The 16754-nt window shown below is 65.3% G+C and carries 18 protein-coding genes; 10 read left to right on the forward strand and 8 right to left on the reverse strand.

Features of this window, described 5'->3' with window-relative positions:
* Nucleotide 1 precedes the first annotated feature (1 nt).
* From KJP29_RS05250 to KJP29_RS05265, 4 genes are read left to right on the forward strand one after another with little or no spacing between them, the layout of a single operon-like run.
* Nucleotides 2–676, forward strand: coding sequence for an ATP-binding cassette domain-containing protein (locus KJP29_RS05250; RefSeq protein ID WP_218462516.1), 675 nt, complete (start codon nt 2–4; stop codon nt 674–676).
* Nucleotides 676–1581, forward strand: coding sequence for a cell division protein FtsX (locus KJP29_RS05255; RefSeq protein WP_370630846.1), 906 nt, complete (start codon nt 676–678; stop codon nt 1579–1581). Before KJP29_RS05250 ends, KJP29_RS05255 begins: the two co-directional genes overlap by 1 nt.
* Nucleotides 1581–2315, forward strand: coding sequence for a 1-acyl-sn-glycerol-3-phosphate acyltransferase (locus KJP29_RS05260; protein WP_218462518.1), 735 nt, complete (start codon nt 1581–1583; stop codon nt 2313–2315). Before KJP29_RS05255 ends, KJP29_RS05260 begins: the two co-directional genes overlap by 1 nt.
* Nucleotides 2302–2913 carry a pyridoxamine 5'-phosphate oxidase family protein gene (locus KJP29_RS05265; protein ID WP_218462519.1) on the forward strand — a complete coding sequence of 204 codons (612 nt, stop codon included), beginning with the start codon at nt 2302–2304 and terminating at the stop codon, nt 2911–2913. The genes KJP29_RS05260 and KJP29_RS05265 overlap by 14 nt, the downstream gene beginning before the upstream one ends.
* Before the next feature lie 10 nt (nt 2914–2923).
* Here KJP29_RS05265 and KJP29_RS05270 read toward each other — a convergent pair whose 3' ends face one another.
* The gene (locus tag KJP29_RS05270) at nt 2924–3886 is read right to left on the reverse strand and encodes an acetyl-CoA carboxylase carboxyltransferase subunit alpha (RefSeq protein WP_218462520.1); all 963 of its coding nucleotides are present in this window, start codon (nt 3884–3886) and stop codon (nt 2924–2926) included.
* A 120-nt stretch (nt 3887–4006) separates the two neighbouring features.
* On the opposite strand from KJP29_RS05270, the gene KJP29_RS05275 reads away from it, so the two are divergent.
* From KJP29_RS05275 to KJP29_RS05285, 3 genes are all read left to right on the forward strand, one after another.
* Complete coding sequence (locus KJP29_RS05275) at nt 4007–4843, forward strand: GyrI-like domain-containing protein (RefSeq protein ID WP_218462521.1); 837 nt, start codon at nt 4007–4009, stop codon at nt 4841–4843.
* Between the two features lie 139 nt (nt 4844–4982).
* Nucleotides 4983–5183, forward strand: a complete 201-nt coding sequence (locus KJP29_RS05280) for a hypothetical protein (protein ID WP_218462522.1) — start codon at nt 4983–4985, stop codon at nt 5181–5183.
* The gene (locus tag KJP29_RS05285) at nt 5180–5773 is read left to right on the forward strand and encodes a GyrI-like domain-containing protein (RefSeq protein WP_218462523.1); all 594 of its coding nucleotides are present in this window, start codon (nt 5180–5182) and stop codon (nt 5771–5773) included. The genes KJP29_RS05280 and KJP29_RS05285 overlap by 4 nt, the downstream gene beginning before the upstream one ends.
* Nucleotides 5774–5821: 48 nt before the next feature.
* On the opposite strand, the gene KJP29_RS05290 is transcribed toward KJP29_RS05285, so the two are convergent.
* Both KJP29_RS05290 and lysA read right to left on the reverse strand, forming a co-directional pair.
* Nucleotides 5822–8353, reverse strand: a complete 2532-nt coding sequence (locus KJP29_RS05290) for a TIGR02302 family protein (protein ID WP_218462524.1) — start codon at nt 8351–8353, stop codon at nt 5822–5824.
* Nucleotides 8354–8592: 239 nt separating this feature from the next.
* Nucleotides 8593–9858: a diaminopimelate decarboxylase gene (lysA, locus tag KJP29_RS05295; RefSeq protein ID WP_218462926.1), complete on the reverse strand. Its 1266-nt coding sequence runs from the start codon at nt 9856–9858 to the stop codon at nt 8593–8595.
* Between the two features lie 245 nt (nt 9859–10103).
* Between lysA and KJP29_RS05300 the strand changes: the two genes are divergently transcribed.
* Complete coding sequence (locus KJP29_RS05300; RefSeq protein WP_218462525.1) at nt 10104–11009, forward strand: LysR family transcriptional regulator; 906 nt, start codon at nt 10104–10106, stop codon at nt 11007–11009.
* Nucleotides 11010–11212: 203 nt separating this feature from the next.
* Nucleotides 11213–12007 (forward strand): SDR family oxidoreductase, encoded by a 795-nt coding sequence (locus KJP29_RS05305; protein WP_218462526.1) that lies wholly within the window; start codon nt 11213–11215, stop codon nt 12005–12007.
* 3 nt (nt 12008–12010) lie between these two features.
* Here the strand turns inward: KJP29_RS05305 and KJP29_RS05310 are convergent, their stop codons facing one another.
* Genes KJP29_RS05310 through KJP29_RS05325 form a run of 4 tightly spaced genes read right to left on the reverse strand, consistent with a single transcriptional unit; the run spans nt 12011 to nt 15037 of the window.
* Nucleotides 12011–12970, reverse strand: a complete 960-nt coding sequence (locus KJP29_RS05310) for an OmpA family protein (RefSeq protein WP_218462527.1) — start codon at nt 12968–12970, stop codon at nt 12011–12013.
* 6 nt (nt 12971–12976) lie between these two features.
* Nucleotides 12977–13555 carry a peroxidase-related enzyme gene (locus KJP29_RS05315; protein WP_218462528.1) on the reverse strand — a complete coding sequence of 193 codons (579 nt, stop codon included), beginning with the start codon at nt 13553–13555 and terminating at the stop codon, nt 12977–12979.
* A 4-nt stretch (nt 13556–13559) separates the two neighbouring features.
* Nucleotides 13560–14300: a GNAT family N-acetyltransferase gene (locus KJP29_RS05320; RefSeq protein WP_218462529.1), complete on the reverse strand. Its 741-nt coding sequence runs from the start codon at nt 14298–14300 to the stop codon at nt 13560–13562.
* A complete protein-coding gene (locus KJP29_RS05325; protein ID WP_218462530.1) occupies nt 14297–15037 on the reverse strand; it encodes a molybdopterin-binding protein in 741 nt (246 codons plus the stop codon). Before KJP29_RS05325 ends, KJP29_RS05320 begins: the two co-directional genes overlap by 4 nt.
* 317 nt (nt 15038–15354) lie before the next feature.
* Here KJP29_RS05325 and sfsA point away from each other — a divergent pair, with 317 nt between their 5' ends.
* The gene (sfsA, locus tag KJP29_RS05330; protein WP_218462531.1) at nt 15355–16059 is read left to right on the forward strand and encodes a DNA/RNA nuclease SfsA; all 705 of its coding nucleotides are present in this window, start codon (nt 15355–15357) and stop codon (nt 16057–16059) included.
* Nucleotides 16060–16071: 12 nt separating this feature from the next.
* Here sfsA and KJP29_RS05335 read toward each other — a convergent pair whose 3' ends face one another.
* Nucleotides 16072–16728 (reverse strand): hypothetical protein, encoded by a 657-nt coding sequence (locus KJP29_RS05335; protein WP_218462532.1) that lies wholly within the window; start codon nt 16726–16728, stop codon nt 16072–16074.
* Nucleotides 16729–16754 lie beyond the last annotated feature (26 nt).

Genomic DNA, 16754 nt, shown 5'->3' on the forward strand with positions numbered 1-16754 from the left:
AGTGATCGAGTTTCAGGAAGTCTCCTATGGCTATCGCGGAGGCGGCCCGCTTCTCGCGGATATTTCGCTAAAGCTCGCGCCGGGATCGTTCCATTTTCTCACCGGGCCCTCAGGGGCCGGCAAGACCACGCTGATGAAGCTGTGCTACGGCGCGCTTGTGCCGACGAGCGGGCGGATGATGCTGTTCGATCAGGACGTGCGCCAGATGACGCGCGACGACGTGGCCGAGACGCGCCGCCGGATCGGCGTCGTCCATCAGGACGTGCAGTTTCTCGACCATCTGTCCCTTGCCGAAAACGTTGCGCTGCCGCTCATGGTGTCGGGCAACAAGGCGGATATGGCCGACCTTGACGACCTTCTGGGCTGGGTGGGGCTATCGGGTCAGATCGAGGCGCTTCCCCCCGAACTGTCGGGCGGCGAACGCCAGCGGGCCGCGCTGGCCCGTGCCGTGATCATGTCACCCGAGGTCATCCTGGCCGATGAACCGACGGGCAACGTCGATTGGGAGATGTCGCTCAGGCTTCTCCAGCTCCTGGTCGAACTCAACCGCATGGGCAAGACGGTGCTCATTGCGACCCATGACATGAACCTGATCCGGCAGGCTCGCGGGCAGGTGCAGGCGCGGGTGCTGCGGATCTCCAACAACCGGGTGCAACTGGCGGGGGCGGACCTGTGATCGAGCGTTTCCTCACCCCGCTGCTCGCGCTCATCGGCGGCGATGCCCAGGCCGACCGGGTCGTGCCGCCCACCGGCTTCACCGCGCGCCTTACGCTCTTCGCCTCGGGTGCGATGGCGTTCCTCGCGGTCTTCGCACTCGCGCTGTCTCTGGCCACCGGGCGGCTTGCCGACCGCTGGGGCGAGGCGCTGGCGCAATCCTCCACCATTCGTGTCTCTGCGCCGGATGGGCAAGTCGAACAACAGGTGCTGGCCGTCATGTCGGTGCTCGAAACCACCCCCGGCATCGCCAATGCCCGTGTGCTGACCGACGAGGAACAGCGCGCGCTCCTCGAGCCCTGGTTCGGGCCCGACCTGCCGATCGACACGTTGCCCGTGCCCAAGCTCATCGAAGTGATCGAAGAGGGGGAGGGCTACGATTCCGACGGGCTGCGTCAGCGGCTTGCCGGTGAAGCGCCCGGCGCGGTGCTGGACGACCATACGCGGTGGCGCGAGCCGCTGGTGCGTGCCGCTTCGCGTCTGCGCGGGCTGGGCGCGATCTCGATCGTCCTCATTGCCGCCACGACGGGGGCCATGATCACGCTCGCGGCCAATGCCGCCCTTGCCGCAAATGCGCAGGTCATCCATGTGCTGCGCCTCGTCGGCGCGATGGACAGCTATATCGCCGGAGCCTTCGTTCGGCGCTTCACGCTGCGCGCGCTCGCGGGGTCGGCCATCGGGACCCTCGTGGGCACGGTAATGATCCTGCTCCTGCCCTCGGCGGACGTCGGAGGTGGTTTCCTGACCGGCCTCGGGTTCCGGGGCTGGCATTGGCTCCTGCCTCTCGCTATTCCGGTCCTCGCCGCGCTGGTCGCTTTCGCCGCGACCCGTCGCGCGGCGCTGGTCACGTTACGGGAATTGTCCTGATGCAATGGCTTCGGTCGTTACTGTTCATCGCTCTCATGTATGTGGTGATGGGGGTCATGGGGATCGCCTATTTCATCCCCACGCTGATCAATCGGGACATGGCCTATGTCGCGGTGGATCATTACACCAAGACGGTGCGCTGGCTTGCTCATCACATCGTCGGCCTGCGCTCGGAAATCCGGGGGACAGTGCCGACCGACGAGGTCCTGATCTGCTCCAAGCATCAGAGCTTCTTCGACATCATCCTGATCGTCTCGGCGGTTCCGCGTCCGAAATTCATCATGAAGAAGCAGCTCAAATGGGCGCCGGTCCTTGGCTATTACGCCAAGGCCATCGGTTGCGTGCCGGTCGACCGGGGCAAGCGGGGCGCGGCGGTGAAGCAGATGCTCGCCGATGTCGCCTCGGGGCGATCGCGACCGGGACAGCTAATCATCTTCCCGCAAGGCACGCGGGTCGCCGCCGGGGCCAAGAAACCCTACAAGGTGGGGGCCGCGGCGCTTTATTCCGGCTCGGGACAGACCGCCATTCCGGCGGCCACCAACGTGGGTGTCTTCTGGCCGCGCCACGGAATCCTGCGCAAACCCGGTCTGGCCGTGGTCGAGTTTCTTGATCCCATCGAGCCGGGGCTGGAGGTGACCGCCTTTACGATGAAGCTGGAACAGGTGATCGAGGAGAACTCGAACCGTCTGATGCGGGAGGCGGGGTTCGACCCTGACATTCATGCGGCGGATTGAGGATATCGCATCGCTGGAAGCGATCTACGATACCGCCAAACCCTCGGACGCGGCGATCCGCAAGGTGACCGCGCATCTCACGCCAGCCTATCGTCGCTGGATCGAAGCCTCGCGATTCTGCGTGGTCTCGACCGCCGGGCCGGAAGGAACCGACACTTCGCCGCGGGGGAACGATGGTCCCGTCGTGCGGATCGTCGATCCCGTGACGCTGGTGCTGCCGGACTGGCGGGGCAACAAGCGGCTCGATACGCTGCGCAATATCGTTCGCGACGGGCGCATCTCGGTGATGTTCTTCGTGCCCGGCTCGGGCAATGTGGTGCGTGTGAACGGGCAGGCCATGGTCACCGACGACGCGGCGCTTTGTGCAAGCTTCGAGCAGCAGGGCAAGCACCCGCAGACCTGCACCGTGATCTCGGTCACCGAGGTTTATGCACAATGTGCCCGCGCGATCATGCGTGCGGGTCTTTGGTCGGGCGCGGACGAGAGCGCCGGGCTTCCCACCATGGGTGAGATGCTGCGGGACGCGACGAAGGGCGAGGTGGACGGCGAAGGCTACGACCTCGATTGGGCCGCGCGGGCAAAAGATACGATGTGGTAGAAAGCCCCGGTCAGGCTGCCAGACCTTTGGACCCCATGGAGAGGAACTTTTCGCGACGGGATTTGCGCAGCGCGTCGGGCTTTTTCTTGGCGAGCGCCTTCAACTCGGTCTCGATGGCCTGCCCGACAGCGGCGATGGTATCCTTCCGGCCGCGATGGGCACCGCCCACGGGCTCCGGGATGATCCGGTCGATCACGCCCAGCGACTTGAGGTCCTGAGCGGTCAGCCGCAGCGCCTCGGCGGCTTCGCGCATCTTTTCGGCGTCCTTCCACAGGATCGCGGCGCAGCCTTCGGGCGAAATCACCGAATAGACCGAATGCTCGAGCATCATGACCGTATTGCCCGATGCGAAAGCCACCGCGCCGCCTGAACCGCCCTCGCCGATGATCACCGAAATCAGCGGCACCCGCAGCGACAGGCATTTCTGCGTCGAGCGCGCGATGGCCTCGGACTGGCCACGCTCTTCCGCGCCCTTGCCGGGATAGGCGCCCGACGTGTCCACGAGTGCGATGACCGGAAGGCCGAAGCGGTCGGCAAGGTCCATGAGCCGGATCGCCTTGCGGTAGCCTTCGGGCCGGGCCATGCCGAAGTTCCGCTCGATGCGGCTCTTCGTGTCGTGGCCCTTTTCCAGGCCGATCACCACGACCGGCTGATCGCCCAGCCGCGCGAGACCGCCCATCACCGCGTGGTCGTCGGCGAAGTTCCGGTCACCGGCCAGCGGCGTGTATTCGGTGAAGAGCGCTTCGATATAGTCCTTGCAGTGGGGCCGCTCGGGATGACGCGCAACCTGGCATTTGCGCCAGGGGGTCAGGCCCTTGTAGAGGTCCTTGAGCATCTGCTCGGCCTTGCGGTCGAGCGCCTTTGCCTCGCCTTCCACATCCATCTCGGCATTCGCCCGCGCCATGGCGCGGAGTTCCTCGGCCTTGCCTTCGATCTCAGCAAGCGGCTTTTCGAAGTCGAGATAGTTGGTCATCGGATGCCTCAACGTGGTTTGGCCCGATATAAGGTGGGGAAGGGGCTGATTGCAACTCGGCAAGATTTGTGACCCCGACCCGTGGCATGTCTGCGGGGCAGCAAGAAGGCGGAAGACGGCATGGCCAATGACTATGATCAGCGATTGCTCCGGGTTCTGGACTATGTCTACGAGCATCTGGACGGCGACCTGTCGCTCGACGCCCTGTCTGACGTCGCGGCCCTGTCGCGGTTCCATTTTCACCGCGTGTTCACGGCAATCACCGGCGAATCCATTGCCGTCTTCATCCGGCGGGTGCGGCTGCACCGGGCGGGAATCCTGCTACTGACAACGGACAGGACCGTGGCCGAGATCGCTGCCACGGTCGGATACCCGAACCCGAAAAGCTTTGCGCGGACCTTCCGGGAGGGGTTCGGTCGCACGCCCGCGGAATTTCGCGCACATGGGACGCCGTTGCCTCCACTGCGGCTTGGCAAACAAGGAGTGACGCAGATGTATGACGTGCAAATCACCGACGAACCGGACCGGCGTCTCGCGGTCGTGTCCCACAGGGGTTCCTATCTCGGGATCGGGCAGGCCTTCGACAAGGCGGGAACCACCGTCATGGCGCGTGGAATGGGACCGAACCTTGGGGCGATGCTCGGCGTCTACTTCAGCGATCCGCAGAACGTGGCGGAAGAGGATCTGGAGAGCGCCGCCGGGTTCGAGATTGCCGAAGGGGTCGAGATCGCGCCACCTTTGGAAGAGCTGCGTCTGCTGGGTGGAAAACATGCGGTCCTGCGCCATGTGGGGCCCTACACGGGGCTTGCGGCGGCCTATCAGTATCTCTACGCCGACTGGCTTCCCGGTTCGGGCGAGGTGCCGCGCGACGGACCGCCTTGGGAGCTCTACGTCAACACGCCGATGGACACGGCGCCCGAAACGCTCGTGACGCTGATCGGGATGCCGCTGGCATGAGTGATGCGGCGCAGGGGCTCGCCGCGCTGCGCGCCCTGATCCTGCAAGTGGCGGCCGAGAACAGCATTGCAGTCGAGGAGGCCATTCGCTGGGGGCAGCGGCCTTCGTCGCGCCGAAAGGATGCTCGCTCCGGATCGGGGTGCCACGGGATGGCCGGGGACTCGCGCTCTTCACCCACTGCCGGACCCCGCTCATCGACACCTTCCGGGACCGGACGGGCGCCGCCTTCCGGACCGAAGGCACACGGGCGGTTCTGTTCGACGACGTGGAAGATCTGGACGGCACGGCCCTCGCGCCCCTCATACTCGGGGCGCTGACCTATCATGAGAGGACATCATGACCGACAAGCTCGACCTGAAGAAGACCGACAAGACCTATTACGGTGGCAAGCCGGGCGAGTGGGCGCGGGTGACGATCCCGCCTTGCCGCTATCTCTCTGTGAGCGGGCAAGGCGCGCCGGAAGATGCAGCCTATGCGGCGGCGATGGAACGGCTCTATCCCGTGGCTTATGGCGTGAAGTTCGCGAAGAAGGCCGAGGGCCGGGATTTCGTGGTCCCGCCCCTCTCGACGCAATGGTGGGCCGACGACCCAAGCGCTTTTGGCGAAGGACGCCGGGACGAATGGCATTGGCAGGCGCTCATTCGGATGCCGGACTTCGTGGAAGCCTCGGACGTCGGGAAGGCGGCGGAGGAAAAGGGCGTAACCGGGGTCTCGCTGATCAATCTGATCGAAGGCGAGTGCTTCCAGACGGTACACATCGGCCCCTACAGCGATGAAGGTCCGACCCTGGTGCGCCTGCATGAAGAGGTCATGCCGGAAGCGCAGGTGACATTTGGCCAGCCTCACCACGAGATTTACCTCTCCGACCCACGCCGCGCGGCCCCGGAAAAGCTGCGCACCGTCATTCGGCAACCGGTCGTCCCGCTCTAGAATGATGCGCCGCGTGGCGTATCGCCCTGTGGACGGGATCCCAAACGGTCAGAAGAAATCGAGCAGGCGTTCGAGATAATCGCGCTCGACCTGCGGCCGTTCCGTTTCGCCTGAGCGCCGGCGCAGCTCTTCCATGAGTTCCTCGGCCCGGCGGTAGACGTCTTCGCCATCGGCCAGCGGGCTGTCGGACCCCAGCGCCCCGCGTTCGCCGGCCTCCCGGCCCAGCGGGTCGCGCTGGTCGCGTCCGTCGGGACCGCCGCGCTGGTCACCCTGGCCGCCCTGCTGTTGCTGGTCGCCCTGCTGGTTCTGGGCTTCCTGCCGCATCGCGTCCTCGAGATTGCGCATGCCCTCGCGCATTTCTTCCATCGCTTCGGCCTGCCGATCGAGCGCCTCCGAGTTGTTGCCGTCACGCAGCGCCTCGGCCGCCTCGTCCATCGCGCGCCCGGCCCGGTCGAGCGCATCGCGCGCCGCGTCGCCTTCTTCGGTGCCCGCGCCCGGCAGATTGTCGCGCTGACGCTGCAACTGGCCCTGAAGCTGGCGCTGGCGTCCAGCGAGGTCGCCGTCCTGACCCTGACCTGGCTGGTTCTCGCCCTGCTGCTGGCCTTGGCCCTCGCCCGGCTGGTCCTGACCCTGCTGTTGGCCTTGTCCCTGTTGCTGACCCTGCTGCTGTCCGGGATTGCCCTGCTGTTCCTGGAAGGTGTCGTCCGACAGGTCCCGCTGTTCGCGCAGGGTGTCCTGCAATCCGCGCATCGCCTGCTGACCCGGAGATTGCTGACCCTCGCCGCCCTGGCCCTGGGTCATCTGCATATTCTCCATCATCTGCTGGAGCATCTGGAGCATCTGCGCGGCTTCCTCCGTCCGCCCTTCGCGCATCAACTCCTCGATGCGGTCCATCATGTCCTGCAGGTCCTGCTGGGTCATCTCCATGGTTTCGCCCTGATCGGGCTGGTCCGTGCCGTCCTGCGGTTGGGCGTTTTCGGCCAGTTGCTGCATGTAGTCGCGCATCGCTTCGCGCAGCTCGTCCATAAGCTCCGACAACTCGTCCGGCGTGGCACCCTGCCGCATCGCTTCCTGAAGCCGCTCCTGCGCCCGACGCAGCCGCTCCAGCGCGTCGTTCAGCGCGCCTTCCTCAAGCTCGATGGCCAGATCCCAGAGCGCTTGCGCCACCTCGTCGCGGACCGACGGATTGAAATCGTTCTCCTCCATCGCGTTGACGCTCGCGCGCAGCACAAGCGCCTGGCTTTCCTTCGGGAAGAACCCGGCGGGCCGGTTCGACACCGCCCGCAGGAGCCGTGCCGAGGAGGCCGCGTTGTCGATGGACCAAAGGATATCCCGCCGCTGTTCGATCACCGCGCGCGCAATGGGGTTCAGGAACCGACGCCCCGGCAGGACCATTTCCATCGGCGCGCTGTCACCTGTCTGACCGGCGGCATCCACGGCGGTCAGGGTCACCCGCACCGGCAGTTCCGCCCAGGGGTGCTCGGCGAAGTTCTCGACAAGGATCTCACGGACCTCTTCCCGCGACCCACGGAAGGGCATGGGAAGGTCGACGACGATCGCCTCGCGCGGCTCCGGTGTGGCGGCAAGGCCGAAGTCTCGGCTGACGGCGTCGAGGTTCAGGTCCACCCGCGCCTGACCGGTGGCCACGCCATAGTCGTCGGTCGCGATGAACCCCTGCTGCATTTCGCCGCCGATCGACCGGGTCAGGTCCCCGTCGAAGGTAATGGCCGGGTCCGCGTCGTCGAGCGCCGCGATATCCCAGGTGTCCCCGTTGATCGTCAGTGCGCCATCTTCGTCCACGGTGAAGAGCCGCGTCGGCATCGGTTCCGTCGCGGGCTCGTCCGACCAAGTCTCGGTGATGTCGATCTCGTCGATGATCCCGTAAAGGCGCAGGGTGATCCGGCTGCCTTCGGGCACTTCGAGATATCCGGGCGCCTGGTCGCCAAGATAGAGGGTCGGCTTGCCGGTATAGGACGGAGGTTCGATCCACCCCTCCCAGGAGGCCTGCGCGACCTCCTCCCCGGAACCCGGCACCAGTCCCGAGAGACCCGGCCCCGCCGCCCGCACGCCGAAAAGAACGGCCACGACCAGGGCAACCATCGCCATGAGCCGGAAGGCAAAAGGATCGCGCGGCGCGAGATCGGGTTTTGGCGCCTGGCCCTTCGCGGCATCGAGCCGCGCCGCCATGCGGGCGAGGTGCGTCTCCCAGACTGCGCGGGAGGCCGGGTCCGCGGCACCGATCGCCTGCGCGTCCGACAGCGCGGCAATGGGTGCGCCGGGCAGGCTCGCATCAAGACGGGCAAGGGCTTCGGCCTTCGTCGGCGCGCGGTAGCGCGCGAAGCCATAGACCAGAGCGGCGAGCCCCGTGGTCGCCACGACAACCGCAATGCCGCGCATCAGTGACATCGGCGCAACGGCGGACAGCCCCGAGAACATCCAGGCGAGTGCAAAGAACAGGACGGTCAGGAGCGGCCAGAAGGCGCGCAGAAGGCGCTCCAGATACATGCCGGCCCGCGTCAGGCGGAGTGCCCGCTTCACACGGGCAAGGGCATCATTGGGCAGGCTGTCGTAACGGTCCATCCGGGCCTTTCGCGAGTCAGCGTCCGGATCCTGGCACCGGACATCACGCCCGAACCCTAGCGCGCCCGTGTCAGGCGTCAAAGGCTCACACGCAGGTATGACCGCAAAGTGATGGAAAGCCGCTCAGGTCCGCGCGCCCGCGCCCCTGCTTCCATCTTTCCCCAATATCTCCGGGAGGGTCCGGGAGGGCAGCGCCCTCCCGGCTTCGCGTCGCCTGCGTCAGCAAGCGGCGCAATATCTCAAAGCCACTCGGGAATTTCGTCCCGGGCCAGCATCTCGTCGAAGGTCGGACGCCGGCGGATCACCGCGAAATGGTCGCCGTCGACCAGCACTTCGGGGATCAGGGGCCGCGAGTTGTATTCGCTCGCCATCACCGCGCCGTAGGCTCCTGCCGAGCGAAACGCGACCAGATCGCCGTCTTTCAGCGGCGGCAGGTTTCGCGCCTTGGCAAAGGTGTCGCCGGTTTCACAGACTGGGCCGACGATGTCATGCGGCACCTGATCGACGCCGACATCGGCTTCGATCACCGGGACGATGTCGTGGTGCGCGTCGTACATCGACGGGCGCACGAGGTCATTCATCGCCGCGTCGAGGATCAGGAAATCCCGGCCTTCGCCATGCTTGAGATAGATGACGGACGCCACCATCAGGCCCGCGTTTCCCGCGATGAGTCGCCCGGGCTCGATCTCGACCTCGCATCCCAGGTGCCCGACGGTCTCGCGAATGACCTGACCGTAGTCCGACGGCAGCGGCGGCACTTCGTTCGAGCGTTCATAAGGAATGCCCAGACCGCCGCCCAGATCGAGGCGGATGATCTCGTGCCCGTCCGCGCGCAGCACCTCGGTCAGCGCCGCGACCTTCTCGAAGGCCGCGCGGAAAGGCGCGAGATCCGTGAGCTGGCTCCCGATGTGCACGTCGATGCCCACGGCGCGCAGGCCGGGCAGGGCGGCGATCTCGGCATAGACCTCGCGCGCCCGCGCGATCGGGATGCCGAACTTGTTCTCGCTCTTGCCGGTGGCGATCTTGGCATGGGTCTTGGCGTCCACATCCGGGTTCACGCGCACCGTGACCGGGGCTTCGACGCCCAACTCGCTCGCCACCTGCGACAATGCCCGCATTTCGGGTTCGCTCTCGAGGTTGAACTGGCGGATCCCGTGGGTAAGCGCCAGCCTCATCTCCTCGCGCGTCTTGCCGACGCCCGAGAACACGATCCGGTCGCCCGGCACGCCCGCCGCGATGGCACGGCGATACTCGCCGCCCGACACGACATCCATTCCGGCGCCCATATCCGACAGGAGCTTGATGACGGCGAGGTTCGAATTGGCCTTCATCGCGTAGCAGACAAGGTGGTCCATGCCGGACAGCGCCTGATCGAAGACCTCGAAATGGCGCCGCAGCGTCGCCGCTGAATAAAGATAGAACGGTGTTCCCACGACCCGCGCGATATCGGGGATCGAGACGTCCTCGGCATGCAGCACGCCGTCCTTGTAGAGAAAATGGTCCACGCCCGGCCCTCGCTCCTTGGCCCCGTTCACTGTCGCGTCACGCCCTACACCGCGCCGCATGCCATATCAACACGGGGCAGAGCGCCAGACGGCGAGCCAAGCTGGCCGTTTTGCCCTCACCGCCGTTTCCGCGCCTTATCCAATCCGTCGAATGACCCCGGTTTCGACCCGTGCCTTCCACAGTCCTGCCCGATTTCGCCGCGATACAATTCCGTGTTGGGGCGATGACTGTAGAAAGACCTGAAATGGACCGATTGACCGAAATGGAAGCCTTCGCCACCGTCGTGGACCAGGGCGGCTTTACGGACGCGGCGAAGAAAATGGGGATCTCAAAGTCCGCCGTCTCCAAGCACGTCTCTTCTCTCGAAGCCCGCCTCGGCGCGCGGCTTCTCAACCGCACGACGCGCCGCGTGTCGCCGACCGAAATCGGTCTGGCCTACTATGATCGCGCCCGCAGGGTGCTGAACGATGCGGGTGAGGCCGATGCCCTCGTCACCTCCATGCAATCCGCGCCCTCGGGTCTGTTGCGGATTTCCGTCAACACCGACTTCGGCGTGAATCACCTCTCGCCCGTCCTTGGACAGTTCCTTCAGGACTTCCCGGACGTGAACGTGAACATGGTGCTGAACAATCGCTACGTCGAACTCATCTCGGAAGGCTTCGACATGGCCATCCGGGTGGGCGAGATGGAAGACAGCTCCCTGCGCGCCCGCAAGATCGCGGAAACCACGCGTCGCATGGTGGGCAGCCCGAATTACTTCCAGAAATACGGGCGCCCGATGCGGATCGACGATCTGAACGAACACAAGCTTCTGCATTATTCTTCGCAATCGTCGGGGAACGTCTGGAAGGTTCCGGCCCCCTCGGGCGAGGTGCGTCAGGTCCGCACGGCCGGCTGGCTTTCCGTGAACGACGGGCAATCGCTTCTCAATGCCGCCATCGCCGGCCTTGGCATCGCTTACCTGCCGTCCTTCCTCTATGCCGACGCTCTTGAAAAAGGGCTGGTCGAGGACGCGATACCCGACCTGCCTCAGGATGTGGTCGGCATCTATGCCGTCTACCCGCCGGGCCGTTTCACCCAGCCCAAGGTGCGCGCCTTCATCGACTTCCTCGTGACCGCCTTTCAGGAAAAAGGCCCCGACAGCTGGTAACACCGGCACAGCGAATTTCCCCAGCCTGAACACTTAGGCAACTGGAGCGCCAAGCGGGTGGCAGCCTGCGGCGCTCCTTTTCTATTGTCAGACAAAGGCCGCCCATTGTCTGACGCCGCAGGGATGCGTCACTCCCGTCAATTGACGCTCATTCCCTCCTGTGCATTCGTAGGAGCGAAAAGCTGTTACGCAACGAGGATCACATGGAGCTCAGTGGGAAAACCGTCGTCGTGACTGGCGCCGGCAGCGGCATTGGACGGGAACTTGCCCTCGCCTGTCTGGCGCGTGGCGCAAAGGTCGCGGCGGTGGACCTTCGGATGGAGGGTCTTGCCGAGACCGCCAAAATCGCCGGGGCGGGCGACAGGCTCTCGCTGCACGAAGCCAACATCGCGGATCGCGAGGCGGTTCTGGCCTTGCCTGCGGCGATCGAGGCACGGCTTGGCCCCGTGGATGTCCTGATCAACAACGCAGGCATCATCCAGCCCTTCGTCGATTTCGCGGATCTGGAGATGGAGGTGATCGACCGGCTCATCGCGGTGAACCTGTCGGGACCGATCAACATGACAAAGGCATTCCTGCCGGGGCTCCTCTCGCGCCCCGAGGCGCATCTGGTAAATGTGGCCAGCATGGGCGGGTTCATCCCCTTCCCGGGTCAGACCATGTACTCCGCAACGAAGGCGGCCGTGAAGCTCATGACCGAAGGCATCTATGCCGAGACCGTCGACACGACGCTTGGCGTGTCGGTCGTGATGCCCGGCGCGGTGAACACGAACATCGCGGGCAACTCGGGTATCGAAATGCGCGGCTCGGCCGATGCCTCCAGCGCGCAGATGACGTCGGCGCCGGATGCGGCGAAGATCATACTGGACGGGATCGAAGCCGGGAAACTGCACATCCTTGTCGGCTCGGACGCCAAGATGCTCTTCCGTCTCGTCCGTCTCGCACCGGCCTGGGCGATCCGCTTCATCCAGAGGCAGATGGCGAAAATGGGGAAGTGACCGTCACTCGGTGCTGACGAGGATCGCCTCGACGCGGCGGTTCAGAGTCCGACCTTCTTCGGTCTGGTTGGAGGCCAGCGGCGCGAGGTAGCCCATGCCTTCGGCCTCGAGTTGCGATGCGGGCACGCCATAGTCGGTGACCAGACGTTCCAGCACGCTCGTCGCCCGTCGTTTCGAGACCGCGATATTCGCCGCCAGCGACCCCTCCGCATCCGTATGGCCGACGAGCGCGACGCGCTTCGTCGCATTGGCCTTCAGGTACCCGGCCAGCGATGCGAGGCTGTCGTAACGCCCGTCACCGAGCGCGGACGAGCCGGTTTCAAAGCGCAGGTCCGAGAGGACGAAGCGGCCCACCTGTTCCATGGCTGCCCCGACGTCGGCGGGCGGAGCGGTACCGGGGGCCACCTGCGTTTGGGGCTCTTCGGGCGCGGCAGCCTGTCCCATGGACGCCGCGACGGTGGTGCCGGGGCGCAGGTCGTTGCGGCTCACGCGGATCACCTGCACGAAGCCGGCGCTGGCCGAACGTGAGACGAGGAGCGACGCGTATTCGCCGCTGTCGCCCGGCATATGGGCCGAGACGAACTGATAATCGCCAAGGTCGACATGCATTTCGGGCTCGCGGATCACGTCGGTGTCGAAGCGGAAATCGAAGCCGCCGCAGCTCTTCTGGTCGCACTCGAAAAGAATGTCGTAGCCGTCGTCGATCAACTGCTGGCGCAGGGTCACGAGCAACTGGTAGCTCGACTGTCCCGTGCCCCCGATGCGCCAGGCCTGTCGCATGATGGTCCCGGCCGCGCGCACGACCGGGAGGCTGTCACCGTTGTGCGCCCCGATGGGCAGGGCATATGTGCCGGATTGTTCGACCGTTTCCGACCGCAGCACCGCCCCGTCAGGCAACCGCACATCCGCCGCCGCGGGCGGCGCCGCGAGCAAGGCGAGGGCGATCAGATGGCGAAGCGTCATGGGGGTCTAACGCGCGAGGGCGTGGTATTCGTCGTTCGGTTGCATATCCGTGGCGGCAGCGACCCGGTTGGACATGTTGTAAAACCCGGCCACGCTCGCAATGTCGAAGATGTCCCTGTCCGAAAATCCCGCGTCGCGCAAGGCCTGCCGGTCCCCGTCGTCGATCTTCGCCGGCGTCTCGGTCAGCTTTTCGGCGAAATGGAGCATGGCGGATTGGCGGGCATCAAGATCGGCGGCGCGAAAGTTCATGACCATGGCCTCTCCGAGCTTCGGGTCCCCCGACAGTTGCCGCACGGCCGCACCATGGGCGACGAGGCAATACCAGCACTTGTTCACCGATGACACGACCACCGCAATCATCTCGCGCTCGAGCTTGGTCAGGCCGGACTCGCCCAGCATGAGGTCGTTGTACATCGCCGTGAAGGCGTTCAGTTTCGTGATGTCATGGGTATAGGCGCGCAGCACATTTGGCACCATGCCGAGCTTGTCCTGGCAGATGTCGAAGTATTTCTGCGTCGCCTCGGGAAGCGGGTCCACCGGGGTAAGGTCCAGGGCCATCATCGTCTTGCCTGCAGTCGTCGCCATCGTCTCATTCCTCCTTGATCCGGTAGTGGTACTGACCACGAAGGCTCATGCCCAAGGAAGCGTAAAGTGGATTGGCGGCGTGGTTTCCCTTCGTCACGGCCAGCCCCACCATTTGGGCGCCGTGGTCCAGCCCCCAGATCGCGGCACGTTTGAGGAGCCGGCGGGCAACGCCCTTGCGGCGCGCGTCGGGAAGAACGTGGAGCGCATGGACCATGGCGATATCGCCGTCGATCGCGACAAAGGCCGCGCCGCCGGGGTAATCACCGGCGCGCTCGATCATGGCCGTTTTCGGATGTGGGCACCGCTCCATGACCGCCTGTCTGGCCGCGTCGATCTGACCGTCCGCAAAGATGTCGCGGATCAGGCCAAGGGGCGGCCACATCGCGAAACCGCCGCCCATCGGCAACTTGCCGTCCCCGGCGAGGAGCTTCGCCTCGATCACGTAGAGGTTCGTCGGATCCTTGATGGCGTAGCCGTGGGTTTCGAGCAGGTGGTCGAGCTTGTCTTCGTGATCGCGGACCATGATCTGCGGCACCTGACCGAAAGACCGCATCGCGGCTTCGGCGGCGGGCAGGTCGACCTCGGTCACGGGCCAGTCCTCGGTCGCCGAGGACACGCGCGATCCGCCGTTCTGACCCTCGCGAATGGTCCAGGCGCCGACGTGCTGGACACTGGCGGCGGGCCAGGTGGCGAGCACCGCGTCGATCAGCCGGCGGGCATCTGGCAGGGGCAGGGGCTGGGTCATGCGCCGTGCCCCGGAAAGAGGTCGCAGAGCGCGACCATGGCGGCGGAAACCTGACCCCCGTCCTGCCCGCGGATCACGATGTTCGACCCGAAGACGCCGTTGGTGGAATAGGGATAGGACCCGATGGACAACTGCGGATACTCGGCGGCGAGCGTGCGCAGCGGCCCGGCGATTTCCCCTTCGGGCATCTGGATGCGCAGCGATTGCGACAGGAGCGGCGCGCCGCCCTTGATGGTCGGCAGGACGCTGGCCACCATCGCCTCGAAGACGCTGGGGACGCCGGCCATCACGTGGACGTTCCCGATCGTGAAGCCGGGCGCGATCGAAACCGGGTTCTCGATCAGCGTCGCACTGTCGGGAATACGCGCCATGCGCATGCGTCCCTCGGTCGCCTCAACCCCGCGGCTTTCGAAATAGGCGAGCAGAAGGTCGCGGGCGTCGGGCCGGATGTCGATATGGTCGCCAAAGGCCTCGGCTACGGCGTCGGCGGTGATGTCGTCATGGGTCGGCCCGATCCCGCCAGAGGTGAAGACGTGATCGAAGGCGTCAGACAGCGCCTGCACCGCGGCGACGATGGCGGCATGATCGTCGGACACGACCCGGGCCTCGGCAAGCGTGACACCATGTTCGGTGAGTTGCCGGGCAAGGAAATGAAGGTTGGAATCGCGCGTGCGACCCGAGAGGATCTCGTCCCCAATGACGAGCATCGCGGCGGTCGGGTTCGGGCTGGCGGTCATGTCGTGCATCCTTTTTGCCGAGAGTAGTCGCTTTTTTGAAACGTCAAAAGAGGGGATGCGCGGGGCGGATTGACGTGGTGCGTTAACCATTGCGCCGGGGGGAAGTGGACTAACGGCATGTTTTTGATGATGTAATCCGAATTTCAGGATTCTGGAATTCCGGAATCCCAGAATTCCGGAATCCCGAAGCCCGGTGCCACGACACCCGCCTTTCGCACACCGAACCCTCCCTGCGCGGACCCGACCTACGCCTGCTATCGCCCGCCCGCTCCGCTCCCTCTCTGGACATCGCTTGGTCCTCACTCCACCCTGCCGCCATGGACTTCGCCACCCCCCTGATCCCTGCCACCCTCCTACGCCGCTACAAACGTTTCTTGGCCGATTGCCGGCTCGAGGATGGGACCGAGATCACCGCGCATTGTGCCAATCCCGGCTCGATGATGGGCCTTGCGGACCCCGGTCTGCGCATCTGGCTCGAACCCAACGACGATCCGAAGAAGAAGCTCAAGTTCGGCTGGCGGCTGGTCGAGCATGCCGACGGCAGCTTCACGGGCGTGGACACGGCGCTCCCCAACCGCATGTTGAAGCAGGCCTTTATGGCTGGCATCGTGCCGGACCTCGCGGGTTATACCACTGTCCGCCCCGAAGTGGCCTATGGCGACAGAAGCCGCGTTGATTTCCTGCTGACCGGCGACGCCCTTCCGCAAGCCTGGGTCGAGGTCAAGTCCGTGACGCTGGCGCGTGTGCCGGGTCGTGCGGAGTTTCCCGACAGCGTCACCGCGCGTGGCACGCGGCATATGGAGGACCTCGCCAAAATGGCCCGGGCGGGCGACCGGGCCGTGATCTTCTACCTCGTGCAACGCAGCGACGCGACGGAGGTCCGCATCGCTGCCGACATCGACCCGACCTATGCGCGGGCGGTCGAGGTGGCTGTGGCGGCGGGGGTGGAGCCCGTCGCCTATGGCACCCGCATCTCGCCGACGGGGGTCACGCTGGGCGAACGACTCCCCGTGATCCTTTGACCCGTCCGACGCTCATTCAGGGCCCGGAGGATTCGGGATGGTGTAGCCTGGGAGGAGCGTGACCGTGGTCACCCGCGTCTCCTCTTTCACCTCCGGAGCCCAGCTTTCAGAGAGCCTGTGCTCCTCGATTCTGAGCCGCTGTTTGGTGACGGGATCGACATAGAGGACGTGCGTCGCCTCCCACCAGCTGCCACCCCCTGGCGGTTCGACCCGCGCGAAGAAGCCGAACCGCAGCGCCTCGCGCCCGTCCAGATCGACGGTCCCGTCGCATCGCACATCGCGCAGCGATGCCTGCACGCTGGCATTCAGACCCCGCGCAAAGTCGACCGGATCATAGTCGATGTCCTGCCCCATGGGCTCCCACGGTCCCTCCCAACTGGCGCCCTGATAGAAGCTCCCGTCGAAGAGCAGATAGAATCCGTTCGGGGTCTCGTTCAGCACCCGCGCCGGGCTTTCCCAGCGGGCGGTGTTGTAGAAGACCTTCGTGCCATCCGGATATTCCCAGACGACCTGATGCTCCTGCGGGACAAGGTTCGAGGGGTCCATGACACCGTCCGGTGCGCCGTAGAGCGCACGGATCTCGTCCTCACAGGCGTCGGCGAAGGCCGCGGAACCGATCCCGGAAAAAGCGAGCGGGACGACGAGGGACAGGCGGGTGAAACGGGACATGGGCATTCGTCAATTCATGCTGAAAT

This window comes from Maritimibacter sp. DP1N21-5, assembly GCF_019218295.1.
GTDB lineage: Bacteria > Pseudomonadota > Alphaproteobacteria > Rhodobacterales > Rhodobacteraceae > Maritimibacter.